Below are 22,076 nucleotides of genomic sequence, written 5' to 3'. Positions count from 1 at the left end.
GACCGGGTCGCCTTTTTGCATTCAGGTTCGCCGATGACGACACTTCCCTCGACGGCTCTCATTACGCAGCGTAATAACTGATATCAATCGAAAGCGCCTACCGCCGGTCCGGCGTGTCCCTTAGCCTCAGCGCATTCCTTTGTTCGCTTGATCGAGAAAAATTCTATGACCGCCACAACTCACACAATGACCCGAGGCATGGTGCTGCTGTTCGCCTTTTGCTGCGGCGCCATCGTTGCGAATATCTACTACGCGCAACCGATCATTGGCCTGATTGCGCCGGACATCGGCCTGACCGACACCATGGCCAGTTTCATCGTGTCGCTGACGCAGATCGGTTATGCGCTGGGTTTGTTCTTTCTGGTGCCGCTGGCTGATCTGCTGGAAAACCGGCGCCTGATGATCATCACCACCGTGGTGGCGATTGCCAGCCTGCTGGCGGCGGCGTTCACCGACCAGCCGAACCTGTTTTTGCTGGTGTCGTTGCTGGTGGGTTTCAGTTCGGTGTCGGTGCAGATCCTGATTCCACTGGCCGCACATCTGGCGCCGGAAGAATCCCGTGGCCGAGTGGTCGGCGGGATCATGGGCGGCTTGTTGCTGGGTATCTTGTTGGCGCGACCGGTCTCCAGCGTAGTCGCCGATCACCTCGGCTGGCGTGCGATGTTCATGATTGCAGCCGGGTTGATGGCAGCGATCAGCATCGTCCTGGCCCTGACCGTGCCCAAGCGCCAACCAGATCACAGCGCGACTTACGGCCAACTGCTCGGCTCGTTGTGGACGCTGTTGCGCCAACAACCGGTGCTGCGTCAGCGCGCGTTTTATCAGGGGTGCATGTTCGCCACCTTCAGCCTGTTCTGGACTGCGGTGCCGCTTGAACTGGCGCGTAATCATGGCCTGAGCCAGACCCAGATCGCGATTTTCGCCTTGGTCGGGGCCATCGGGGCCATCGCCGCCCCGATCAGCGGACGCCTGGCCGACGCTGGCCACACCCGCATCGCCTCGCTGCTGGCGATGTTGTTCGCCAGCCTGAGCTTCCTCCCCGCCTTCATTCACCCGGCCTACAGCGTGATCGGCCTGGCCGTGACCGGCGTAGTCCTCGATTTCTGCGTGCAGATGAACATGGTGCTCGGCCAACGCGCGGTGTATTCCCTCGACGCGAAAAGCCGTGGCCGCCTCAACGCGCTGTACATGACCAGCATCTTCATCGGCGGCGCGTTCGGCTCCTCGGTGGCCAGTGCAGTGTACGAACATGGCGGCTGGTTGTGGATCGTGATCGTCGGCAGCGTGTTTCCGCTGTTGGCGTTGCTACGGTTCTTGAGCGTGTCGGACAAGCGTTCGCTGGCGACTGCTTAAGCCATGAAAAAGCCTTGTCGGATTAAAAATCCGACCAGGCTTGGGACTCAATAACGAACCAGCTTCTCCATCGCCGCGTCCGCCAGAAACGAGGAGCGGCTTTTGACGTTGTGCTCGCGCACATAACGGTCGATGCGCTGGATGACGTAACCGGGCAGCGTCACGTTGACCTTCTCGGTCTTGCCCATGTACGGCGCGATATCCAGCTCCAGCATGCCCCAGCCCATCTCGGCAAATTCCGGATTGTTGCGATGGGTTGCCGCCGAAGTCGGCATGGGAATCGAATCACCGTCCGAAGCGATCTCTTGCAACATGATGTGCGCGATCTCGACGGCGGCGTTGTAGGCATCTTCAAACGTATCCCCGGCCGTGACCGCGCCAGGAATATCGGGGATCTGAATACCGATGGCGGTGTTCTCGTCGCCCCATTCGATACAGATGGGATATTGCATTATGGATCTCCTGAGTAACCGGCTGACGGGTTGTACAACCCCGCGCGCCGCCTGATGCTCTTGACCGTTCCCAGCGGCAAATCCTTCTTCGGGTGCGGGACGGGAATCGTGTACGGGTTGTAGCGGTGCGTGAAGATATGATGACTGCCGGTGACCCGATCCAGCGTCCAGCCCGCCTCTTCCAGCTCCTTGATCAATAACCTGCTCTGCACCAACCGCCTCCTTGCTTCGGCCTGATAAAAGTAACCCTAGAGTTATCTTTACTCAAGCACAGAAAGTGTCGGGGCGACGTTTGGTTGTTTTGCAGGATGTGAGTTTCTACATAGGGAGAGAACCAATTCCTTCAACAGTTTCGTTTATTGCGATTTTCGTTTAATTCGAATAACGTTCCGGCATTATTCATTCAAAATTCTGGAAATCATCATGCCTACCGTTATTCATACACCGCCCCACCTCCCGCTCGAACGCGAAGTGAAAGCCGCCATTGAAGGCCAACGCGCTCTCGCCGCTTATCTTGCGACGCAATTCGAGACTCAGCACATCCAGATTTTCGATGAGCAAAACGAGGCTCATAAAGTCGAACTTCCTACGACCGCACTGCGCCTGCTGATCGATATCCTCTCGGCGCTGGCTGAAGGCAATGCAGTAAAAGTCGTGCCGGTTCACGCCGAACTGACTACTCAGGAGGCCGCCGACCTGCTCAACGTCTCACGCCCCCACCTCATAAAACTGCTGGAGAGCGGCGAGTTGTCCTACCACAAAACCGGCAAGCACCGACGTGTGCGTTTTGCCGATTTGATGGACTATAAAACCCGGCGCGACACAGCCAGTGAAGAGGCAATGACGCTTCTCGCGGAGCAGGCACAAGCGTTAAGGATTGGGTACGAGTGAGGCATTCCACTTTCACCGCTGTATACGATGCATGTGTTTTATATCCCGCCCCATTAAGAGATTTTTTGATGTGGCTTGCACTGTCGGGACGGTTTCGGGCTCGTTGGTCAAACGAGATTCACTGCGAATGGAAACGCAATCTGTTGAAGAATCGGCCGGACCTGAAAGCCGAACAACTGGATCGCACTTCCGAGTTGATGGATCGGGCGATTCCCGATGCATGCGTCTGCGACTACGAAGAATTGATCGCCGGGTTGAACCTTCCTGACACTGATGACCGCCACGTGCTGGCAGCTGCAATACGTTGCGGGGCCAGCGTGATCGTGACCTTCAATCAGAAAGACTTTCCAAGCGTGGTTCTTCAACCTCTCGGCATCGAGGCGCAACATCCTGACGAATTCGTCGGCAATCTCTTCGATCTTGATCCGGCAGCTGTAATCGCGGCGGCCCAAAAGCAACGCGGGCAACTGAGAATGCCGGCGATGGATGTCGAACCGTTTCTCGATCTTCTAAAGCGCCAGGGATTGGTTCAATCGGTCAAGGCGTTGAGTGCCTATCAGGCGATCCTTTGAAAAAGCTAATCGCGCAAAAACCCACACAGCAAAACGGCGATCCAGGGATCGCCGTTTTTCATTACTGCCCGAACCGTTTACCCAACCCCGCCGGCACGCCGTGGATGTTGGTGTCTTCCCACGGGCCGTTGGGGCTGATGGCGCGGCTCCAGCCGTTGTTCCAGCGATAGTAGGTGCGCTGGCGGTAGAAGGTGTTGGTTTGGTCGTCGAGGACGTAGACACCGAGTTTCTGGTCCCAGTGGCTGTTGCCGCCCGGTGGTGGGGCGAAGCTGGCCGAGGTGCGCGGGACGGGTTTGGCCGGTTTGGCCGGAATGCTGGTCTTGCCCGGGGTCGGGGTTGGCGACGGGGTCGGGCTTGGCTGCGACGGCGGGATCGGTGGCAGGCTGGTCGGTTCCGGGCGTTGCACCGCACAGGCGCTGACCGCGAGGGTCAGCGAGATGACTGCAATTCGAGCAAAGGCGTTCATGGCGGTGCTTCCAGTGGTCTGCCGGACGGTTATTTGTCCGGGCTGTCGATGGTCAGTGTCTGCGGCGCGGTGGTGCTGCTGGCCAGAGGCCCGCTGCGGCCGACCCACTCCCCGGCGGTCGGTTGACCGGCGCGGGAGATGCGTGCAACCAGTTGGACTTCAGGGAAGTTCGACAGTTTCAACTGCGGCATCATCGCGTCGGCATCACCCAGTTCGACGGTCACCGGCAGGTCGGCGACGGTCATGCGCTTGGCCGCCAGCGGCGCCGGTGGGCCGGAAGTGGCGCGGGCGAAGATGAACACGCTGTCGCCCGGTTGCACTTTGTCTTTCAGTTCTTTGGCCAGATCGACGCTGACCCGCAGCAGTGCAGTTTTTGCTACTGGCGCCACAGCAACCTTGCCGCCGCTGGCTTGCAGTTTCTCGGCAGCGCGGGCGATGCCGCCTTGCAGCGCTTCGCGGGATTTGTCTTCTGGCGGCAGTTGCGCCAGCAGACGGTTCCAGTAATCGATGGCTTCCTGATAACGCTGGCCTTCGAACGCGGCGATGCCCAGTAGACCGAGGCTGGTGACTTCCTTCGGATCGGCTTTCAGCGCTTCGTCGGTCAGCGCCTGCACCTTGTCCGACCACTTCTTGTTGTCGGCAAAATACTGCGCCTGCGCCCACTGCCCGAGCAGTTCCGGCTGGCGACCGGCGAGAGTGACGGTGCGTTCGAACATCTTCGCCGCGTCCGCCGGGCGATCCTGAGCCATGTAGGTGCGACCGAGGAAATACAGGCCTTCGGCCGAATCCGGTTGCGCCGCCACGGCACGCTCAAGGCGTTCGGTCATTTGCTCCATCGACTGCGGCGCCTGGGCGAATTCGCGGGTCAGTTCAACCTTGTCGCTGGCACCGAAATGCAGATACAGCGCAAGGCCCAATACCGGCACCAGCACCGCCGCCAACAACGGCAGCGGTTTACCCAGTTTGGCAACCCGCGCCGGCGCAACGCCTTCGGTATCGGCGAGCAATTCACGCGCGGCCTCAGCACGACCGCTGTCCATTTGCGCGGCATCGAGCACGCCTTCGGACTGTTGCGATTGCAACTCGGCGACGCGCTCCTGATACAGCGCAACGTTGAGGGCAGTGCGATCTTCCTCGCGCTGGGCACGACGGCCGCGCAACACGGGGATCAGCAGAAAACTCAGGGCGACCAGAAGCAACAGCCCTGCGGCAAGCCAGAAATCAATCATTCTTGGTTTTTATCCAACAGTTGGTCGAGGCGGTGACGTTCTTCGGTGGACAGCGATTGCGCGGTGTTGCTGCGTTGCTCGCGGCGGCGACGGCGGACGATCACGACAATCACCGCAAACCCACCGAGCAGCAGACCGGCCGGGCCAAACCACAACAGCGCAGTCTTGGCATTCAGTGCCGGCTTGTAGCGCACGAAATCCCCGTAGCGATCAACCATGAAGTCGATGATCTGCTGATTGTCCTTGCCCTCACCGAGCATGCGGAAAATCTCTTTACGCAGGTCGGCGGCAATCGGTGCGTTGGAGTCGGCGATGTCCTGGTTCTGGCATTTCGGGCAGCGCAGTTCCTTGGTCAATTCGCGAAAACGCTCGCGATCACCTTCTTTGGCGAACTCGTAAGTGTCGATGGCGGCGTGGGCCACCCCGGCCAGACTCAAACCCAACACGACAGCGGCTAAAAAGCGCTTCATGGCTTGGCCTCATCGACCAGCGCCTGATACTTGGCCGCGAGTTTTTCACGCCAGACCTGCTCGTCGATCACGCCCACGAATTTGTCGCGAATGATGCCCTTGGCGTCGATGAAGAAAGTTTCCGGCGCGCCGTACACACCAAGATTCAGGCCCAGCGAGCCTTCGTCGTCACGGATATCGAGTTGATACGGATTGTGGAACTCGGCCAGCCACTTCAAGGCGTCGGCGTTGACGTCCTTGTAGTTGATGCCGTAGATCACCACACCGCGCTCGGCCAGTTTGTTCAGCACCGGATGCTCGACCCGGCAAGAGATGCACCAAGTGCCCCAGACATTGACCAGCGCCGGTTTGCCGAGAATATCGGCCTTGGTCAGGGTCTTGTCGCCCTGCACTGACGGCAGGGAAAACTCCGGGAACGGCTTGTTGATCATCGCCGACGGCAGCTCCGCCGGATCGAGATACAGCCCGCGATACAGAAACACCGCCACCAGCAGAAAAATCGCCAGCGGCACCAGCATCAACCAACGTCTCATGCAGCGGCTCCTTCCATGCCCAGGGCTTCGCGCACCTTGGCTTTGACCTTGACTCGATAACGCCGATCCAGCGCCGCCAGCAGACCACCTACACCTGTGAGCAAACCGCCGAACCAGATCCAGCGCACGAACGGTTTGACGTGCACGCGCACCGCCCACGCGCCATCACCGAGCGGTTCACCCAAGGCGACGTAGAGGTCACGGGTGAAACCGGCGTCGATCCCGGCTTCAGTCATCACCGAATTCTGCACGGTGTACAGACGTTTTTCCGGATGCAGCACGCTGATTTCCTGACCATTGCGGATCACCCGAATGGTGCCTTTGTCTGAGGTAAAGTTAGGTCCTTCAAAGTGCTTGGCGCCTTCGAACACGAACTGATAACCGCCCAGCGCCATCGACTCGCCCGGCGCCAGACGCAGGTCGCGCTCGGCACTGTTCTGGCTCGACAACACCACGCCCAGCGCGCACACCGCGATACCGAGGTGAGCGATCTGCATGCCCCAGTAACTGCGGGTCAGCGTCGGCAAGCCTTTGATCAAACCTTTGTGGCGGGTCTTGTCGATCAGGTCACGCACACCGGCAAGCAACACCCATGCGGCGAGCATGAAGGTCGCGAGCACCGCCCAGTTGAAATCGCCGTACGCGATACCGGCGACCACTGCCAGCGCCGCGCTGCCGAGCAGCACCGGGGTCAGCATGCCCACCAGCCATTTCACCGGGGTGTCTTTCCAGCGCACGATCACGCCGACGGCCATGACCATCATCAGCAACGCCATCAACGGGATGAACAGTGCGTTGAAGTACGGCGGGCCGACCGACAGCTTGGCGCCGCTGATCGCATCGAGGATCAGCGGATACAGCGTGCCGAGCAGAATCATCGACGCGGCCACCACCAGCACCAGGTTATTGCCCAGCAGCAAAGTTTCGCGCGACCACAGATTGAAGCCGACCTGGCTCTTGACCACCGGAGCGCGCAACGCAAACAGGGTCAGCGAACCACCGACCACGAACAGCAGGAAGATCAGGATGAACACGCCGCGTTCAGGGTCGGAGGCAAACGCATGCACCGAAGTCAGCACGCCGGAACGCACGAGGAAGGTGCCAAGCAGGCTCAACGAGAACGCTGCAATCGCCAGCAAAACCGTCCAGCTCTTGAACACGCCGCGTTTTTCAGTGACGGCCAGCGAGTGAATCAGCGCCGTGCCGACCAGCCAAGGCATGAACGAAGCGTTTTCCACCGGGTCCCAGAACCACCAGCCGCCCCAGCCGAGTTCGTAGTAGGCCCACCACGATCCGAGGGTGATGCCGATGCCAAGGAACGCCCAGGCGACAATCGTCCACGGACGCGACCAGCGTGCCCACGCGGCATCAAGTCGACCGCCCATCAACGCGGCGATGGCGAACGCGAACGCTACCGAAAACCCGACGTAACCCATGTACAACATGGGCGGATGAACGATCAGGCCGATGTCTTGCAGCAATGGATTGAGGTCAGCGCCATTGCTGGGCATTTGCGGCAGGATGCGTTTGAACGGGTTGGACGTGAGAATCAGGAACAGCAGGAAACCGGTGCTGATCATGCCCATCACCGCCAGCACACGGGCGAGCATGACTTGCGGCAACTGCCGCGAGAACACCGACACCGCGAACGTCCAGCCGCCGAGAATCATTGCCCACAGCAGCAGCGATCCTTCGTGCGCGCCCCACACCGCGCTGAATTTGTAATACCACGGCAAAGCGGTATTGGAGTTATTGGCAACATAGGCGACGGAGAAATCATCGCTCATGAACGCGTAGGTCAATGCGCCGAAGGCGAACAGCAAAAACGCAAACTGCCCCCACGCGGCCGGTTGCGCCAGGCTCATCCACAAACGGTCGCCGCGCCAGGCACCGAGCAACGGAACCACGGCCTGCACCAGCGCAAAACACAGCGCCAGAATCATCGCCAGATGACCGAGTTCAGGAATAAACAGTGCGGAAGTCATCGATCAACCCTCCTTCGCTGGGGTCGGTGCGGATTGACCGCTGTCTTTCAACGCCTTGGTCACTTCCGGCGGCATGTACTTTTCATCGTGCTTGGCCAGCACTTCGTCGGCAACCACCACGCCGTCGGCGTTGATCTTGCCGAGGGCGACGATGCCTTGGCCTTCACGGAACAGATCCGGGAGGATGCCGCGATAGGTGATGGTTACGGATTTGCTGAAGTCGGTAACCACGAAGCGCACGTCCAGCGAATCCTTGGAGCGTTGTAACGAGCCCTTCTCGACCATGCCGCCGGCGCGAATCCGCGTGTCCTGCGGGGCCTCACCGTTGGCAATCTGCGTCGGCGTGTAAAACAGATTGATGTTCTGCTGCAGGGCGCTCAGGGCCAGGCCGACGGCAGCGCCGACCCCGACCAGAATTGCCAGAATGATGATAAGACGCTTTTTACGCAGCGGATTCACTTGCCATTCTCCCGGCGCAGACGACGCGCCTCTTGTTGCAGATAGCGCTTGCGGGCCGCAATCGGCACCACCACGTTGAGGGCCAGCACCGCAAGGCAGATGCCGTAGGCCGACCAGACATACAGGCCATGATGGCCCATGGCGAGAAAGTCGCCGAATGACGCGAAACTCATCGAGCGGCCTCCAGACTGTTTTGCACTTCGGCTTTCACCCAGCTGGCGCGGGCTTCACGCTTGAGCACTTCCAGGCGCATGCGCAGCAACAACACCGCGCCGAAGAAACAGTAGAAGCCCAGCACGGTCAGCAACAGCGGCAGCCACATCTCGGCCGGCATCGCCGGTTTTTCGGTAAGGGTGAACGTCGCGCCCTGGTGCAGTGTGTTCCACCACTCCACCGAGTATTTGATGATTGGAATGTTGATCACGCCGACAATCGCCAGCACCGCGCAGGCCTTGGCCGCACTGTCGCGATTACTGATGGCATTGCCCAGCGCGATCAAGCCGAAGTACAGAAACAGCAGAATCAGCATCGAGGTCAGACGCGCATCCCAGACCCACCACGAACCCCAGGTCGGTTTGCCCCAGATCGCCCCGGTGACCAGCGCCACGGCGGTCATCCACGCACCAATCGGCGCGGCGCATTGCAGGGCGACGTCGGCCAGTTTCATTTTCCACACCAGCCCGACCACGCCGCACACCGCGAGCATCACGTAGATCGACTGCGCGAGCATTGCGGCAGGCACGTGGATATAGATGATGCGAAAGCTGTTGCCTTGCTGATAGTCCGGCGGCGCGAAGGCCAGGCCCCAGACAACGCCGACAGCGATCAGCAGCAACGCAGCGATGCTCAACCACGGCAACAGCTTGCTGCTGATGCCGTAAAACCATTTGGGCGAGCCGAGCTTGTGAAACCAGGTCCAGTTCATACTGTTTCCATCACGGGTGCCGCTCATCGTTGTGAACGGGCTTAGGGTCTTTACTGGTCAAATTTTGACCAGACCTCATTATTCGCCGACGCTGATCTTCAGGCCAGCAGCTATTGCAAAGGGTGTCAGGGTGATCGCCAGGGCGGTCAGGCTACCAAGCCACAGCAGATACCCGGTCGCCGGCATGCCCTGGAGGGCTGCCTGCAAGGCGCCACTGCCAAGAATCAACACCGGGATGTACAACGGCAGAATCAGCAGCGCCAGCAGCAGGCCACCGCGTTTCAGACCGACCGTCAGCGCCGCGCCCACCGCGCCGAGCAAGCTCAGCACCGGTGTCCCCAGCAGCAACGAGAGCAGCAACACCGGCAGACACGCGGCCGGCAAGCCGAGCATCAACGCCAGTAACGGCGAGAGCAAAACCAGCGCCAGACCGGAGAACAGCCAGTGTGCCAGCACCTTGGCCAACACCAGAAGTGCCAGGGGGTGCGGCGAAAGGACCCACTGTTCCAGAGAGCCATCTTCGAAATCACTGCGGAACAGCCCGTCCAGCGAGAGCAGGACCGACAACAACGCGGCCACCCAGACTAACCCCGGGGACAGGTTTTGCAACACTTGTGTCTCCGGGCCGACGGCCAGCGGGAACAAAGCGATGACGATGGCGAAGAAAATCAACGGATTGGCCAGCTCCGCCGGGCGGCGAAACAGCAGTCGGGATTCACGGGCGATCAGCAGACCAAAGACACTCATGCTGCCCAATTCCCCAGATCGATGTCGCGATAACCGGCCGGCGTTCGGCTCAGCGCGTGGTGGGTGGTCAACACCACCATGCCGCCGCGCTCGCAGTGCTCGGCCAGATGCGCTTCGAGCTGCGCCACGCCTTGCTTGTCGAGGGCGGTGAACGGTTCGTCGAGAATCCACAACGGCGGGCTATCCAGATACAAGCGCGCCAGCGCCACGCGGCGTTGCTGACCGGCGGACAGGCTGTGGCAGGGAACATCTTCGAATCCGCGCAATCCTACAGCGGCCAGTGCTTGCCAGATCGCCTCGCGTGCGGCGGGCTGATGCAGCGCGCACAGCCACGAGAGGTTTTCTTCCGGAGTCAAAAGTTCTTTGATCCCGGCGGCATGGCCGATCCACAGCAGGTTGCGCGCCAGTTCGCTGCGTTGCTCGGCCAGCGGTTTGCCGTTGAGCAGCACTTGACCCTCGGTCGGCTGCATCAGACCGGACAGAAGACGTAGCAAACTGGTTTTGCCGCTGCCATTGGGGCCGCTGATCTGCAGCATGTCGCCACTGACCAGGCGCAATTCGAGATTTTCGAAAAGCAGCCGCAGATCACGCTCACAAGCGAGGGCAACAGTTTGCAGGACAGGACTGGTCAAGGGTTCACGGGCCTTATACGGTTCAAGTCGGCTCTGGCGCGGCCGTTAAAGAGTTGCAGCATAGATGCATTGACGGCTCGTTCTAGAGAGCTGGGTCAAACAATTGCAATGTTTTCGCCACTCTCGGTACGACGGGCGGCATTATACATGTCGCCACCCTCTCTCCAGAGTGCATTTTCCTCAGGTTGTGTCCGCGTATGACAGGCGAAATGAACATCCTCCCGCTCCCGCCCACCACCCCGGCGACCGTTCGCCCGCAGGTGGGTGAGTTGCTCAAGCTGCTGACACCGGTCGAAGGTTTGATCGGCGCCGGGCAAAGCGCCAAGGCCGAGGTGTTGTCGCTGAAGCAGGCCGACCAGACCTTTCAGTTGCTGCTCAAAGTGACGCTCGACAGCGGCCGCCAGACCACCGTGCAAGCCACCAGCACCCAACCGTTGCCGCAGGGCACCAGTCTGGCGATCACCCAGCCATCGGCGGGTAATCTGGCGATCACCGTGCAGCAGGCGATTGCCAGCAGCGTCGCCACCCTCACGCGTATCGACACCGCGCAATTGCCGGTCGGCACCCTTCTGCAAGGCAAAGTGCTGACCTCGCAGGCGCTGCCGCAAACGCCGGGGCAACCAACGGTGTTTCGCTCGATGGTCAGCCTGCTCAACACCGCGTTGAGCGGCAGCACGTTGAGCATCGACAGTCCGCAACCGCTGCGTATCGGCACTTTGCTGTCAGCGCTGGTGCAGGACACGCAAACCCTGAAATTTCTGCCGCTGAGCAATCGTCAGGAACAGTTGGCAGTCAGCCAGCAACTGGTCAGTCAACAGAGCCGCCAAGGCTCGCTCGATGGCTTGCTCAAACTCTTGCAGAGCCTGCCCGCCGACAGTCAAACCACCCAGGATTTGCGCGCAGCGGTCGACAAACTGCTCGCCGGCCTGCCCGACGTGCAGCAACTGAGCACGCCGAAAGGTCTGGCGATGGCACTGGCCAACAGCGGCATGTTTCTCGAAGCCAAACTGCTGACCGGGCAGAACCCGATGCTGGCCCCTGACATGAAGGCCGATCTGCTCAAGCTGATCGCGCAACTCACGCCTGGCCTGCCCGGCAACACCAATCTGAATGCAATCCTCGCCGCCAACACCCTGGCGCAGGCAATGCCGAGTTTCGTGCGCAACGCGCTGGGCATGCTCGGTCAGGTCAGCGCCAAACCAGTGCCGAGCAGTTTCCCGCTGCCGGATCGGCTGCTGCAAAGTCAGGATGGCGAAGGTGATCTGGAGCACTTGCTGCGCCTCGCCGCTGCGGCGGTGTCGCGCCTGCAAAGCCATCAGCTGTCCAGCCTGGAACAGACCGGTGTCACCGATGACGGTCGACTGCTCAGTACCTGGCAACTGGAAATTCCGATGCGCAATCTGCAGGACATCGTGCCGTTGCAGGTCAAGTTCCAGCGCGAAGAAGCGCCTGAGAAAGAAGAGCAGAACGAACAGCGCCGCGATGATCGCGAACCGAAAAAACAACTGTGGCGCGTCGATCTGGCGTTCGACATGGAACCGCTGGGGCCGATGCAGATTCAGGCGCAGTTGAGCAGCGGCAGCTTGTCCAGTCAGCTGTGGGCCGAGCGGCCGTACACCGCGAGCCTGATCGAAAGCAATCTGGCCGCACTGCGCCAGCGCCTGTTGGATTCCGGGCTGAACGTCGGCGACCTCGACTGCCACCTCGGCAGCCCGCCGCAAGGCAACCAGACCCGTCTCGAACAACGCTGGGTGGATGAAACCGCATGAACGATTCCAGCGCTCCACGCCAGGCCATCGCCCTCAAATACGATGGCAACCACGCGCCGACGCTCACTGCCAAGGGTGACGAAGAACTCGCCGAAGAAATCCTGCGCATCGCCCGCGACTATGAAGTGCCGATCTACGAGAACGCCGAGCTGGTGCGCTTGTTGGCGCGCATGGAATTGGGCGACAGCATCCCGGAAGAGCTGTACCGCACGATCGCCGAGATCATCGCGTTTGCCTGGAACCTGAAGGGCAAATTCCCGGCAGGACAAGACCCGGATGCGCCGATGGTCGAGAAAGACATCACCGAGCGTGGCGAGGATTATTGAGGTTTCGAAGACGCCATCGCGGGCAAGCCCGCTCCCACAGGGATAGGTGGCGTACACAAAATGTGTGAACGCCGCTAATCCTGTGGGAGCGGGCTTGCCCGCGATGGCGATTTGAAACAGATCGCAAAAATCAGTTCTTGTGCAACTTGCGCATCAATTCCGCCTCAGCCTGGGTCAACCCGCAGGACTGAGTCAGTTCATCGACACTCGCGCCCATTCCCACCAGTTTCGCCGCTTGAGCGAATGACAGGCTGGACGGGTCGCGCTGTTCCAGCTGAGCGAGTTTGTCCGGTATCGGCCCGACTACCGCGCGCAGTTCGTGCAGGGCGTCGCCCATGCGCACGGTGCCGTTCTGGTAGTCGTCGACACGCTTGGCCAGATCCTTGATGCGCTGATCACGCAGCGCATCGCCCTCGGCCTGTTGCGCAGTGATCACTCGCTGCGCCTTGATGTACGCCACAAACATCGCCAGCGTGCCTGCCCAGAAGAGGAACAGGACAATGACCGCAACCTCAAGAATCAATCAGATGTTCTCCAGATCCGACCATTCTTCTTCGCTCATCATCTTGTCCAGTTCGACAAGGATCAGCAGTTCGTTGTTCTTGTTGCACACGCCTTGAATGAACTTGGCGGATTCTTCGTTACCGACGTTTGGCGCGGTTTCGATTTCCGACTGACGCAGGTAAACCACTTCAGCCACGCTGTCGACCATGATCCCGACCACTTGCTTGTCGGCTTCGATGATGACGATACGGGTGTTGTCGCTGATCTCGCCGCTGTTCAGGCCGAAGCGCTGACGGGTGTCGATCACGGTGACCACGTTACCGCGCAGGTTGATGATGCCCAGCACGTAGCTTGGCGCACCCGGAACCGGAGCGATTTCGGTGTAGCGCAGGACTTCCTGAACGCGCATCACGTTGATGCCGTAGGTTTCGTTGTCCAGCTTGAAGGTTACCCATTGCAGGATCGGATCTTCAGAACCCTTTGCCGCCGTCGCCTTGTCGTTCATACCCTAGCCCCTCGAAATACCGCGCCTGGCGGTGTATGTCTCGTGTGCCGGCATTGAGTGCCGGCGTAGTCTGTTATGTAAGTGTTATGTCGGTTTGTGGTTCGGCTTACTGCCGGACATGTGCTTTGCCCCACCGCTGGCGATCAACTCGGCCAGGGCTGCGACATCAAGCAAGGCGCACATGTGTTCAATCACCGTGCCGGCGAGCCATGGCCGCTGACCTCGATGACTTCTCCATTTGATTTCATTCGGGTCCAGACGCAACGAGCGGCTGACCTGATGCACCGCCAGCCCCCACTCGTAGCCTTGTACCGAAATCACGTACTGCAAGCCCTGACGGAAGTCATCGCGATAACGATCCGGCATGACCCAGCGCGCGGTATCCAGCACTTTCAGGTTGCCGGCCTGGCTCGGCAGAATCCCGAGGAACCATTCCGGCTGACCGAACAGCGGCGTCAGCTCGTGACCGGCCAGTGAATAGATCGAGCCGAGGCATACCAGCGGCACTGCCAGGGTCAACCCGGCCACATCGAACAGCAGGCATTCGAAGGCTTCGGAGGCCCAGGCCGGACGGCCGTCGATGTCTACCGGCGGCGGTGGATTGCTGGGCGGCAGATGCACTTCGACCAGTGGCGGAACCAGAGCCTGAACGACCGGCGCTGGTTCGGGTGCTACCGGTTCCGGCGTCGGTTCGACCGGCTCAGGTGCAGCCTGCATCAATTGAGTTTGCAACAGCGGTGCGAGTGTCGAGGCCAAGCGCGGCGGCTCTGCCGTTTCCAGCAACACCACCGGCGCCTTGGTCACCGCAGCAGGCGCAGCAACCGGCGCAACAGGCCTAGCCGCTTTCTCGGCATCACGCGCCTGCTCTTCCAGCACTGCAGCCTGGAATTCATCCAGTGCTTCGGCGCTTTCAACCACCTCAGGCTGCGCCGCAATCTCCACCGGCAATTCGTCGGGAATTTCCTCCAACAAACTGTCCAGATACGACTGCAAAGCCATTTGCGGCTTCGACGTCAACTTCACCGGCCGATTCATACTCAAGCCACCTGCGGAACAAGTTGTTGCGCGAGCAGATGCTTGAGCAGCGCGCGATAGGCCAGCACGCCACGGCTCTTGCCGTCGAATTGCGAAGGCGTGACACCGGCCCGGCTGGCGTCGCGCAGACGGGTATCGACCGGGATGTAACCCTGCCAGATATCCTCGGGAAACTTGTCGCGCAGCACGCGCAGGGTATGCATCGAAGCTTGTGTGCGGCGGTCGAACAGGGTCGGCACGATGCTGAACGGCAGCGCCTGTTTGCGCGAGCGGTTGATCATCGCCAGGGTGTTGACCATGCGCTCCAGACCTTTCACGGCCAAGTGCTCGGTCTGCACCGGGATCACCAATTGCTGGCTCGCGGCCAATGCGTTGACCATCAACACGCCGAGCAACGGCGGGCTGTCGATCACCGCGTAATCGAAGTCCTGCCACAGCTGCGCCAGACTCTTGGCGATCACCAGCCCCAAGCCACTCTGCCCCGGCGACTGGCGCTCGAGGGTGGCCAGCGCGGTGCTTGAGGGCAGCAGGGAAATGCGTGCGTCGCTGGTCGACAGCAGCAACTGACCGGGAAGACCTTGCGGCACGCTGCCCTTGTGCAGGAACAGGTCGTAGTTGCTGTGTTCCAGACTGTCGGGGTCGTAACCGAAGTAGCTGGTCATCGAGCCGTGCGGGTCGAGATCGACCACGACCACGCGCTTGCCCGCCTCCGCCAGCAACCCGGCTAAAGCGATGGAAGATGTGGTTTTACCAACACCACCCTTTTGATTGGCGACTGCCCAGACTCTCATTCGGATCGTTCCTCCCGGCCGATATGCTCGACCGAGACATAGCTCAGCGTATTAATGCGGGCGACGGAGAATTGACGGCACTCTCGCGTCCCGGCGTCTTGACCGGGGTCGGTGCAGTTTGTGTGCCAGCACGCTTCAATGCGGCGTCCGGTTTCGCGTTGGCGGTTCCGGTGCCTGTCAGGCTGCGGCGCACATCGAGGTTGCGCGATACCACCAGCACCACGCGCCGGTTTTTCGCCCGGCCTTCGGCGGTAGCGTTATTGGCCACTGGCTGAAATTCGCCGTAGCCGACCGAGGCCAGCCGGCCAGGGTTTACGCCCTGCATCGCCAGCATCCGGACGATGCTCGCCGAACGCGCCGAGGACAGCTCCCAGTTGGTCGGGTACTGCGAGGTACGGATGGGTTGATCGTCGGTAAAGCCTTCGACGTGGATCGGGTTGTCGAACGGTTTGAGGATCGCCGCAACCTTGTCGATGATGTTGAACGCGATGTCGCTCGGCATGGCGTCGCCGCTGCCGAACAACAGGCTGGAGTTGAGTTCGATCTCGACCCACAGCTCGTTGCCGCGCACGGTCATCTGGTTCGAGCTGATCAGATCGCCGAATGCAGCGCTGATGTCGTCGGCGATGCTTTTCAGCGGATCGCTGGCCCCGGCGATACCGGCATCGATCTGTTCGGCGTCCTTGACCAGCGGCTTGGCCGGGGTCACGGTCTTCGGTCGCTCGTCGCCAATCGGGATCGGTTTGAGCGCGCGATCGGAGTCCTTGAACACCCCGACCAGCGCTTCGGAAATCTCTTTGTACTTGCCTTCGTTGATAGACGAAATCGAGTACATGACCACGAAGAACGCAAACAACAAAGTGATGAAGTCAGCGTACGACACGAGCCAGCGCTCGTGGTTTACGTGTTCTTCCTGGTGGCGACGACGTGCCATGAGGTTAGTCCCTTAATCCATGAAGCCCTGAAGCTTCAACTCGATGGAGCGAGGGTTTTCACCTTCGGCGATCGACAAAATGCCTTCCAACAACATTTCGCGATAACGCGACTGCCGCAACGCGATTGACTTCAATTTGGCCGCCACCGGCAACAGGATCAGGTTGGCACTGGCCACGCCATAAATGGTCGCGACGAACGCCACGGCGATGCCGCTGCCCAACTGGGTCGGATCGGCAAGGTTGCCCATCACGTGGATCAGGCCCATCACCGCACCGATGATGCCGATGGTCGGCGCGTAGCCGCCCATGCTTTCAAAGACTTTGGCGGCTTCGATGTCGCGTGCTTCCTGAGTGTAGAAATCCACTTCGAGGATGCTGCGAATGGCTTCCGGCTCGGCGCCGTCGACCAGCAATTGCAGGCCTTTGCGCGAGTAGTTGTCCGGTTCGGCATCGGCCACGCCTTCCAGCCCCAGCAGGCCTTCCTTGCGCGCCGTGAGGCTCCAGTTGACCACGCGATCAACGCCGCCGGCCAGGTCGACACGCGGAGGAAAGAAGATCCACGCCAGAATCTGCATCGCGCGTTTGAACGCGCTCATCGGCGATTGCAGCAGCGCGGCACCAACGGTGCCGCCGATCACGATCAACGCGGCCGGACCGTTGGCCAGCGCGCCGAGGTGACCGCCTTCAAGGTAGTTGCCGCCGATGATGGCGACGAACGCCATGATGATCCCGATCAGGCTTAGAACATCCATCAGACGCACGCCTCGACCAGGTGCTTGCCGATATCGTCGAGGCTGTAGATCGCATCCGCGAGGTCAGCTTTGACGATGGCCATCGGCATGCCGTAGATCACGCAGCTTGCCTCGTCCTGTGCCCAGATCGAACTGCCGCCCTGCTTGAGCAGACGCGCACCTTCACGGCCATCGGCGCCCATGCCGGTGAGTACCACCGCCAGAACTTTGTCGCCGTAGGATTTCGCCGCCGAACCAAAAGTGATATCGACGCATGGCTTGTAGTTCAGACGCTCGTCGCCTGGCAAGATTTTCACCGCGCCACGGCCATCGATCATCATCTGCTTGCCACCCGGTGCCAGCAACGCCAGACCCGGACGCAGGATGTCGCCATCCTCGGCTTCCTTGACGGTGATGCGGCACAGCTTGTCCAGACGCTCGGCGAAAGCCTTGGTGAAGGCTGCCGGCATGTGCTGGATCAGCACGATTGGCGCCGGGAAGTTGCCCGGCAACTGGGTCAGCACCCGTTGCAGCGCAACCGGGCCGCCGGTCGACGTGCCGATGGCTACGAGCTTGTAGGATTTGCGTTTCGGTGCCGGCGACGAGGCGCTGGCTGCCGAAGTACGCGTCGGCGCAGGTGCCGGTGCCGGACGCGCCGGAGCACTGTGGCTGCCATAGCTCGACGCTGCCGGCGCAGGCGCTGGTGTCGGCGCCGGTGCAGCGGCAGGCGCTGGCGTGCTATAGGCACTGAAACGACGGTTACTGCGCGAGATGCTGTGCACTTTTTCGCACAGCATCTGTTTGACCTTCTCGGGATTGCGGGAGATGTCTTCGAAATTCTTCGGCAGGAAATCCACCGCGCCAGCGTCCAGCGCATCCAGGGTTACCCGGGCGCCTTCGTGGGTCAGCGAGGAGAACATCAACACCGGGGTCGGGCAGCGCTGCATGATGTGCCGCACTGCCGTGATGCCATCCATCATCGGCATCTCGTAGTCCATGGTGATCACGTCCGGCTTGAGGGCCAGGGCCTGATCGATCGCCTCTTTACCGTTGGTTGCCGTGCCGACAACCTGGATGCTCGGATCCGCTGAAAGAATTTCCGAGACGCGGCGGCGGAAAAAACCCGAATCGTCCACCACCAGGACTTTGACTGCCATAAACACTCCATTAGGTGCAGCGGGACGTCGTCGCCCCGCCGCCCCGGATTCAAATACGCCGTGCGGCGTAACGCTTGAGCATGCTCGGAACATCGAGAATCAGTGCAATGCGGCCGTCACCGGTAATGGTGGCGCCGGACATGCCCGGAGTTCCCTGGAGCATTTTGCCCAATGGCTTGATGACCACTTCTTCCTGGCCGACCAGTTGATCGACAACGAAGCCGATGCGCTGAGTGCCCACCGAAAGGATCACCACATGGCCTTCACGCTGCTCTTCGTGAGCGGCGGAGCTGACCAGCCAGCGCTTGAGGTAGAACAATGGCAGCGCCTTGTCCCGCACGATCACCACTTCCTGCCCGTCCACCACGTTGGTGGTCGACAGATCGAGGTGGAAGATTTCGTTGACGTTGACCAGCGGGAACGCGAACGCCTGATTGCCCAGCATCACCATCAGGGTCGGCATGATCGCCAGGGTCAACGGCACCTTGATGACGATCTTCGAACCCTGGCCCTTGGTCGAGTAGATGTTGATCGAACCGTTGAGCTGGGAAATCTTGGTCTTCACCACGTCCATGCCGACACCACGGCCGGACACATCGGAGATCTCGGTTTTGGTCGAGAAACCCGGAGCAAAGATCAGGTTGTAGCACTCGGTATCGCTCAGACGATCCGCTGCGTCCTTGTCCATCACGCCGCGTTTTACTGCGATGGCGCGCAGGACGTTCGGGTCCATGCCTTTGCCGTCATCGGAGATCGACAGCAGGATGTGATCGCCTTCCTGCTCGGCCGCCAGAATCACCTTGCCGCCACGGGACTTGCCCGAGGCTTCGCGTTCTTCCGGCGACTCGATGCCGTGGTCGACCGCGTTGCGCACCAAGTGGACCAGCGGGTCGGCCAGTGCCTCGACAAGGTTTTTGTCGAGGTCGGTTTCTTCGCCGACCAGTTCCAGGATGATCTCTTTCTTCAGCTGACGCGCCAGGTCGCGAACCAGACGCGGGAAGCGCCCGAAGACTTTCTTGATTGGCTGCATCCGCGTTTTCATCACCGCGGTCTGCAAGTCAGCCGTGACCACGTCGAGGTTCGACACAGCCTTTTGCATGGCTTCGTCGCCGCTGTTCAGACCCAGGCGCACCAGACGGTTACGCACCAGCACCAGCTCGCCGACCATGTTCATGATTTCGTCGAGGCGTGCAGTGTCGACCCGCACGGTGGTCTCGGCTTCGCTCGCCGGTTTTTCCGGTGGCGGTGCAGCAGCCGCAGCACGGGCCGGAGCCGGTGCAGCAGCGGCGGCCGGTTTTGGCGTTTCGGCTTTCGGCTCAGGCGCTTTGGCGACAGGCTTCGGCGCAGCGGCCGGGGCCTTGGCGGCAGGCGTGGCGACGGCAGACGTGCTGCCAGCGGACGCGGTGCCGACTTCAGTGAACTTGCCTTTGCCGTGCAGTTCGTCGAGCAGCGATTCGAACTCGTGATCGCTGATCAGATCGCTGCCCGCAGCGGCCGCCGTCGGGACTGCTTGCGCAGGCACCGAGGCAATCGCCGATTCCAGCGCATCAACGGCAAAGTTGCCTTTGCCGTGCAACTGATCGAGCAACGCTTCGAATTCGTCGTCGGTGATGTCCGAGTTGTCGCCTTTGGCCGGTGCAGCAGGCGCCGCAGGAGCCGCCGCCGCAGGAGCTACAGCGTCCACCGCGAACTGGCCTTTGCCGTGCAGTTGATCGAGCAACGACTCGAACTCGGCATCGGTGATTTCATCGCTGGCCGCCGCAGTTGCAGCAGGCGCAGGCGCAGGTGCCGGGGCTTCCGCTTCGGCCTTGACGGCGTTCAGCGAGTCCAGCAACTGCTCAAATTCGTTATCGGTGATGTCACCCGATTCGCTCTCGGCGACCGGCGCTTCCACCACTTCTTCAACCGCTACGGCGTCAGCCGATTGCGGTTCCGCCAGACGCGCGAGGGCGGCCAGCAGTTCAGGTGTTGCAGCAGTAATCGGGCTGCGCTCGCGCACTTCGGTGAACATGCCGTTCACCGCGTCCAGTGCTTCAAGCACAACGTCCATCAGCTCTGCATCAACGCGACGCTCACCCTTGCGCAGGATGTCGAACACGTTTTCGGCGATGTGACAGCACTCCACCAGCTCATTGAGCTGAAGGAAGCCGGCGCCCCCTTTTACAGTGTGAAAACCGCGAAAAATTGCGTTGAGCAGATCAGCATCATCCGGGCGGCTTTCCAGCTCGACCAATTGTTCTGACAGCTGCTCAAGAATCTCGCCGGCCTCAACCAGGAAATCCTGAAGGATCTCTTCATCGGCGCCGAAGCTCATTAATGGGGTGCTCCTACAGGTCTAAAAACCCAAAAAACCTAAAATTCAAAAACTCTAGAATCCGAGGCTGGATAACAAATCGTCCACATCGTCCTGACCGGACACAACGTCTTCTCGTTTATCGGCATGAATCTGCGGACCTTCACCCTGCGAGAGATGTTTTTGTGGATCTTTTTCAGCGAGCATCGCCGCACGGTCATGTTCGATGCCCGCAAAGCGGTCAACCTGACTGGCCATGAGTACGAGTTTGAGCAGATTGCTTTCGACTTCGGTGACCAGTTGGGTCACGCGCTTGATCACCTGACCGGTCAGGTCCTGGTAATCCTGAGCCAGCAGAATGTCGTTGAGGTTGCTCGACACCGCACGGTTGTCCGTGCCGCTGCGTGCCAGAAAACCGTCAACCCGACGCGCCAGCTCGCGGAACTCTTCAGCCCCGACTTCGCGACGCATGAAGCGGCCCCAGTCGGCGCTCAGGCTCTGGGCTTCATCAGCCAGGCCGTTGACCAGCGGGGTGGCGCTTTCCACCAGATCCATGGTGCGGTTGGCCGCGGCTTCAGTGAGCTTGACCACATAGCCCAGACGCTCGGTTGCGTCGGTGATTTGCGACACTTCCTCGGCCTGCGGCATGTTCGGGTCAATCTGGAAATTGACGATCGCACTGTGCAGTTCACGTGTGAGCTTGCCAACTTCCTGGTACAGGCCACGGTCACGGGTCTGATTGAGCTCATGGATCAGTTGCACAGCGTCGCCGAACTTGCCCTTTTCAAGGCTTTCGACCAATTCGACCGCGTGTTTTTTCAGGGTCGATTCAAAATCGCCCTGTGAAGATTCGTTGTTGTCCATAGCTCCCCCGTGGCGCAGTTTCTCAACCGATGCGTTCGAAAATCTTCTCGATCTTGTCTTTCAACGCCTGGGCCGTGAAGGGTTTCACCACATAGCCGTTAACACCGGCCTGGGCTGCTTCGATGATCTGTTCGCGCTTGGCTTCAGCGGTCACCATCAGCACTGGCAAGTGCTTGAGTTTTTCATCGGCGCGCACGTGGCGCAGCAGGTCGATACCGGTCATGCCCGGCATGTTCCAGTCTGTTACCAGAAAGTCGATGCTGCCGCTGTTGAGAACCGGAATGGCGGTGATGCCATCGTCAGCCTCGACCGTGTTGGTGAACCCAAGGTCACGCAACAGGTTTTTGATGATCCGCCGCATCGTTGAGAAGTCATCAACGATGAGGATTTTCATGTCTTTGTTCAATTCGACCTCCAAGCAGTCTTAAACGCGCCCAGCACCTGGACGCGCC

Annotated in this window: 27 protein-coding genes; 5 read left to right on the top strand and 22 right to left on the bottom strand. The window is 60.4% G+C overall.

Annotated features, from left to right (window positions below; all coding sequences use genetic code 11):
• Nucleotides 1–165: 165 nt before the first annotated feature.
• Entirely contained in the window at nt 166–1,353 is a 1,188-nt protein-coding gene (locus ACP7BN_RS14790; RefSeq protein ID WP_426204991.1) for an MFS transporter, read from the top strand.
• Nucleotides 1,354–1,400: 47 nt separating this feature from the next.
• Here the strand turns inward: ACP7BN_RS14790 and ACP7BN_RS14785 are convergent, their stop codons facing one another.
• Nucleotides 1,401–1,805, bottom strand: coding sequence for a type II toxin-antitoxin system HicB family antitoxin (locus tag ACP7BN_RS14785; RefSeq protein ID WP_426204989.1), 405 nt, complete (start codon nt 1,803–1,805; stop codon nt 1,401–1,403).
• Nucleotides 1,805–2,017 (bottom strand): type II toxin-antitoxin system HicA family toxin, encoded by a 213-nt coding sequence (locus tag ACP7BN_RS14780; protein ID WP_426204987.1) that lies wholly within the window; start codon nt 2,015–2,017, stop codon nt 1,805–1,807. Before ACP7BN_RS14780 ends, ACP7BN_RS14785 begins: the two co-directional genes overlap by 1 nt.
• A 211-nt stretch (nt 2,018–2,228) precedes the next feature.
• On the opposite strand from ACP7BN_RS14780, the gene ACP7BN_RS14775 reads away from it, so the two are divergent.
• Together ACP7BN_RS14775 and ACP7BN_RS14770 are read left to right on the top strand one after the other, a co-directional pair.
• Entirely contained in the window at nt 2,229–2,696 is a 468-nt protein-coding gene (locus ACP7BN_RS14775) for a helix-turn-helix domain-containing protein (RefSeq protein ID WP_426204986.1), read from the top strand.
• Nucleotides 2,693–3,268 (top strand): PIN domain-containing protein, encoded by a 576-nt coding sequence (locus ACP7BN_RS14770; RefSeq protein WP_426204984.1) that lies wholly within the window; start codon nt 2,693–2,695, stop codon nt 3,266–3,268. The genes ACP7BN_RS14775 and ACP7BN_RS14770 overlap by 4 nt, the downstream gene beginning before the upstream one ends.
• A gap of 61 nt (nt 3,269–3,329) precedes the next feature.
• On the opposite strand, the gene ACP7BN_RS14765 is transcribed toward ACP7BN_RS14770, so the two are convergent.
• From ACP7BN_RS14765 to ccmA, 10 genes are all read right to left on the bottom strand, one after another.
• Entirely contained in the window at nt 3,330–3,734 is a 405-nt protein-coding gene (locus tag ACP7BN_RS14765) for a hypothetical protein (RefSeq protein ID WP_420648008.1), read from the bottom strand.
• Between the two features lie 29 nt (nt 3,735–3,763).
• The gene (gene ccmI, locus ACP7BN_RS14760; RefSeq protein ID WP_426204982.1) at nt 3,764–4,963 is read right to left on the bottom strand and encodes a c-type cytochrome biogenesis protein CcmI; all 1,200 of its coding nucleotides are present in this window, start codon (nt 4,961–4,963) and stop codon (nt 3,764–3,766) included.
• The gene (locus ACP7BN_RS14755; protein ID WP_426204980.1) at nt 4,960–5,433 is read right to left on the bottom strand and encodes a cytochrome c-type biogenesis protein; all 474 of its coding nucleotides are present in this window, start codon (nt 5,431–5,433) and stop codon (nt 4,960–4,962) included. Before ACP7BN_RS14755 ends, ccmI begins: the two co-directional genes overlap by 4 nt.
• Entirely contained in the window at nt 5,430–5,966 is a 537-nt protein-coding gene (locus ACP7BN_RS14750; RefSeq protein WP_426204978.1) for a DsbE family thiol:disulfide interchange protein, read from the bottom strand. The genes ACP7BN_RS14755 and ACP7BN_RS14750 overlap by 4 nt, the downstream gene beginning before the upstream one ends.
• On the bottom strand, nt 5,963–7,951 hold the full coding sequence (locus ACP7BN_RS14745) for a heme lyase CcmF/NrfE family subunit (RefSeq protein WP_426204977.1): 1,989 nt from the start codon (nt 7,949–7,951) through the stop codon (nt 5,963–5,965). Before ACP7BN_RS14745 ends, ACP7BN_RS14750 begins: the two co-directional genes overlap by 4 nt.
• A 3-nt stretch (nt 7,952–7,954) precedes the next feature.
• On the bottom strand, nt 7,955–8,410 hold the full coding sequence (gene ccmE, locus ACP7BN_RS14740) for a cytochrome c maturation protein CcmE (protein WP_420648003.1): 456 nt from the start codon (nt 8,408–8,410) through the stop codon (nt 7,955–7,957).
• Nucleotides 8,407–8,583 carry a heme exporter protein CcmD gene (ccmD, locus tag ACP7BN_RS14735; RefSeq protein ID WP_420648002.1) on the bottom strand — a complete coding sequence of 59 codons (177 nt, stop codon included), beginning with the start codon at nt 8,581–8,583 and terminating at the stop codon, nt 8,407–8,409. Before ccmD ends, ccmE begins: the two co-directional genes overlap by 4 nt.
• Entirely contained in the window at nt 8,580–9,335 is a 756-nt protein-coding gene (locus tag ACP7BN_RS14730; RefSeq protein WP_426204975.1) for a heme ABC transporter permease, read from the bottom strand. Before ACP7BN_RS14730 ends, ccmD begins: the two co-directional genes overlap by 4 nt.
• Nucleotides 9,336–9,413: 78 nt before the next feature.
• On the bottom strand, nt 9,414–10,082 hold the full coding sequence (gene ccmB / locus ACP7BN_RS14725; protein ID WP_420648000.1) for a heme exporter protein CcmB: 669 nt from the start codon (nt 10,080–10,082) through the stop codon (nt 9,414–9,416).
• The gene (ccmA, locus tag ACP7BN_RS14720; RefSeq protein WP_426204973.1) at nt 10,079–10,714 is read right to left on the bottom strand and encodes a cytochrome c biogenesis heme-transporting ATPase CcmA; all 636 of its coding nucleotides are present in this window, start codon (nt 10,712–10,714) and stop codon (nt 10,079–10,081) included. The genes ccmB and ccmA overlap by 4 nt, the downstream gene beginning before the upstream one ends.
• Before the next feature lie 197 nt (nt 10,715–10,911).
• On the opposite strand from ccmA, the gene ACP7BN_RS14715 reads away from it, so the two are divergent.
• Both ACP7BN_RS14715 and ACP7BN_RS14710 read left to right on the top strand, forming a co-directional pair.
• Complete coding sequence (locus tag ACP7BN_RS14715) at nt 10,912–12,483, top strand: flagellar hook-length control protein FliK (RefSeq protein WP_426204971.1); 1,572 nt, start codon at nt 10,912–10,914, stop codon at nt 12,481–12,483.
• Entirely contained in the window at nt 12,480–12,809 is a 330-nt protein-coding gene (locus tag ACP7BN_RS14710) for an EscU/YscU/HrcU family type III secretion system export apparatus switch protein (RefSeq protein ID WP_426204970.1), read from the top strand. Before ACP7BN_RS14715 ends, ACP7BN_RS14710 begins: the two co-directional genes overlap by 4 nt.
• Nucleotides 12,810–12,939: 130 nt before the next feature.
• On the opposite strand, the gene ACP7BN_RS14705 is transcribed toward ACP7BN_RS14710, so the two are convergent.
• The 10 genes from ACP7BN_RS14705 to ACP7BN_RS14660 form a co-directional block, all read right to left on the bottom strand.
• Nucleotides 12,940–13,332: a DUF2802 domain-containing protein gene (locus ACP7BN_RS14705; protein WP_420647996.1), complete on the bottom strand. Its 393-nt coding sequence runs from the start codon at nt 13,330–13,332 to the stop codon at nt 12,940–12,942.
• The gene (locus ACP7BN_RS14700; protein WP_108226832.1) at nt 13,333–13,818 is read right to left on the bottom strand and encodes a chemotaxis protein CheW; all 486 of its coding nucleotides are present in this window, start codon (nt 13,816–13,818) and stop codon (nt 13,333–13,335) included.
• 84 nt (nt 13,819–13,902) lie between these two features.
• Nucleotides 13,903–14,853 carry a CheW domain-containing protein gene (locus ACP7BN_RS14695; protein ID WP_426204968.1) on the bottom strand — a complete coding sequence of 317 codons (951 nt, stop codon included), beginning with the start codon at nt 14,851–14,853 and terminating at the stop codon, nt 13,903–13,905.
• Nucleotides 14,854–14,855: 2 nt separating this feature from the next.
• Nucleotides 14,856–15,644, bottom strand: a complete 789-nt coding sequence (locus ACP7BN_RS14690) for a ParA family protein (protein ID WP_420647994.1) — start codon at nt 15,642–15,644, stop codon at nt 14,856–14,858.
• Between the two features lie 43 nt (nt 15,645–15,687).
• Complete coding sequence (gene motD, locus ACP7BN_RS14685; protein WP_420647993.1) at nt 15,688–16,578, bottom strand: flagellar motor protein MotD; 891 nt, start codon at nt 16,576–16,578, stop codon at nt 15,688–15,690.
• Between the two features lie 12 nt (nt 16,579–16,590).
• Nucleotides 16,591–17,331 (bottom strand): flagellar motor protein, encoded by a 741-nt coding sequence (locus ACP7BN_RS14680; protein ID WP_420647992.1) that lies wholly within the window; start codon nt 17,329–17,331, stop codon nt 16,591–16,593.
• Nucleotides 17,331–18,467 (bottom strand): protein-glutamate methylesterase/protein-glutamine glutaminase, encoded by a 1,137-nt coding sequence (locus tag ACP7BN_RS14675; RefSeq protein ID WP_426204966.1) that lies wholly within the window; start codon nt 18,465–18,467, stop codon nt 17,331–17,333. The genes ACP7BN_RS14680 and ACP7BN_RS14675 overlap by 1 nt, the downstream gene beginning before the upstream one ends.
• 49 nt (nt 18,468–18,516) lie before the next feature.
• Nucleotides 18,517–20,781: a chemotaxis protein CheA gene (locus ACP7BN_RS14670; RefSeq protein ID WP_426204964.1), complete on the bottom strand. Its 2,265-nt coding sequence runs from the start codon at nt 20,779–20,781 to the stop codon at nt 18,517–18,519.
• Between the two features lie 54 nt (nt 20,782–20,835).
• A complete protein-coding gene (locus tag ACP7BN_RS14665; RefSeq protein WP_420647989.1) occupies nt 20,836–21,624 on the bottom strand; it encodes a protein phosphatase CheZ in 789 nt (262 codons plus the stop codon).
• Between the two features lie 22 nt (nt 21,625–21,646).
• A complete protein-coding gene (locus ACP7BN_RS14660; RefSeq protein ID WP_008072643.1) occupies nt 21,647–22,018 on the bottom strand; it encodes a chemotaxis response regulator CheY in 372 nt (123 codons plus the stop codon).
• Between the last annotated feature and the right edge of the window lie 58 nt (nt 22,019–22,076).

Source organism: Pseudomonas sp. TWP3-1 (assembly GCF_049896625.1).
Taxonomy (GTDB): domain Bacteria; phylum Pseudomonadota; class Gammaproteobacteria; order Pseudomonadales; family Pseudomonadaceae; genus Aquipseudomonas.
This window is presented reverse-complemented; position numbering and strand designations above follow the sequence as displayed.

Coding starts and splice junctions, on each gene's coding strand:
- ACP7BN_RS14790 (WP_426204991.1), top strand. CDS start 166: ATGACCGCCACAACTCACACAATGACCCGAGGCATGGTGCTGCTGTTC.
- ACP7BN_RS14785 (WP_426204989.1), bottom strand. CDS start 1,805: ATGCAATATCCCATCTGTATCGAATGGGGCGACGAGAACACCGCCATC.
- ACP7BN_RS14775 (WP_426204986.1), top strand. CDS start 2,229: ATGCCTACCGTTATTCATACACCGCCCCACCTCCCGCTCGAACGCGAA.
- ACP7BN_RS14765 (WP_420648008.1), bottom strand. CDS start 3,734: ATGAACGCCTTTGCTCGAATTGCAGTCATCTCGCTGACCCTCGCGGTC.
- ccmI (WP_426204982.1), bottom strand. CDS start 4,963: ATGATTGATTTCTGGCTTGCCGCAGGGCTGTTGCTTCTGGTCGCCCTG.
- ACP7BN_RS14755 (WP_426204980.1), bottom strand. CDS start 5,433: ATGAAGCGCTTTTTAGCCGCTGTCGTGTTGGGTTTGAGTCTGGCCGGG.
- ACP7BN_RS14750 (WP_426204978.1), bottom strand. CDS start 5,966: ATGAGACGTTGGTTGATGCTGGTGCCGCTGGCGATTTTTCTGCTGGTG.
- ACP7BN_RS14745 (WP_426204977.1), bottom strand. CDS start 7,951: ATGACTTCCGCACTGTTTATTCCTGAACTCGGTCATCTGGCGATGATT.
- ccmD (WP_420648002.1), bottom strand. CDS start 8,583: ATGAGTTTCGCGTCATTCGGCGACTTTCTCGCCATGGGCCATCATGGC.
- ACP7BN_RS14730 (WP_426204975.1), bottom strand. CDS start 9,335: ATGAACTGGACCTGGTTTCACAAGCTCGGCTCGCCCAAATGGTTTTAC.
- ccmB (WP_420648000.1), bottom strand. CDS start 10,082: ATGAGTGTCTTTGGTCTGCTGATCGCCCGTGAATCCCGACTGCTGTTT.
- ACP7BN_RS14715 (WP_426204971.1), top strand. CDS start 10,912: ATGACAGGCGAAATGAACATCCTCCCGCTCCCGCCCACCACCCCGGCG.
- ACP7BN_RS14710 (WP_426204970.1), top strand. CDS start 12,480: ATGAACGATTCCAGCGCTCCACGCCAGGCCATCGCCCTCAAATACGAT.
- ACP7BN_RS14700 (WP_108226832.1), bottom strand. CDS start 13,818: ATGAACGACAAGGCGACGGCGGCAAAGGGTTCTGAAGATCCGATCCTG.
- ACP7BN_RS14695 (WP_426204968.1), bottom strand. CDS start 14,853: ATGAATCGGCCGGTGAAGTTGACGTCGAAGCCGCAAATGGCTTTGCAG.
- ACP7BN_RS14690 (WP_420647994.1), bottom strand. CDS start 15,644: ATGAGAGTCTGGGCAGTCGCCAATCAAAAGGGTGGTGTTGGTAAAACC.
- motD (WP_420647993.1), bottom strand. CDS start 16,578: ATGGCACGTCGTCGCCACCAGGAAGAACACGTAAACCACGAGCGCTGG.
- ACP7BN_RS14680 (WP_420647992.1), bottom strand. CDS start 17,331: ATGGATGTTCTAAGCCTGATCGGGATCATCATGGCGTTCGTCGCCATC.
- ACP7BN_RS14675 (WP_426204966.1), bottom strand. CDS start 18,467: ATGGCAGTCAAAGTCCTGGTGGTGGACGATTCGGGTTTTTTCCGCCGC.
- ACP7BN_RS14670 (WP_426204964.1), bottom strand. CDS start 20,781: ATGAGCTTCGGCGCCGATGAAGAGATCCTTCAGGATTTCCTGGTTGAG.
- ACP7BN_RS14665 (WP_420647989.1), bottom strand. CDS start 21,624: ATGGACAACAACGAATCTTCACAGGGCGATTTTGAATCGACCCTGAAA.
- ACP7BN_RS14660 (WP_008072643.1), bottom strand. CDS start 22,018: ATGAAAATCCTCATCGTTGATGACTTCTCAACGATGCGGCGGATCATC.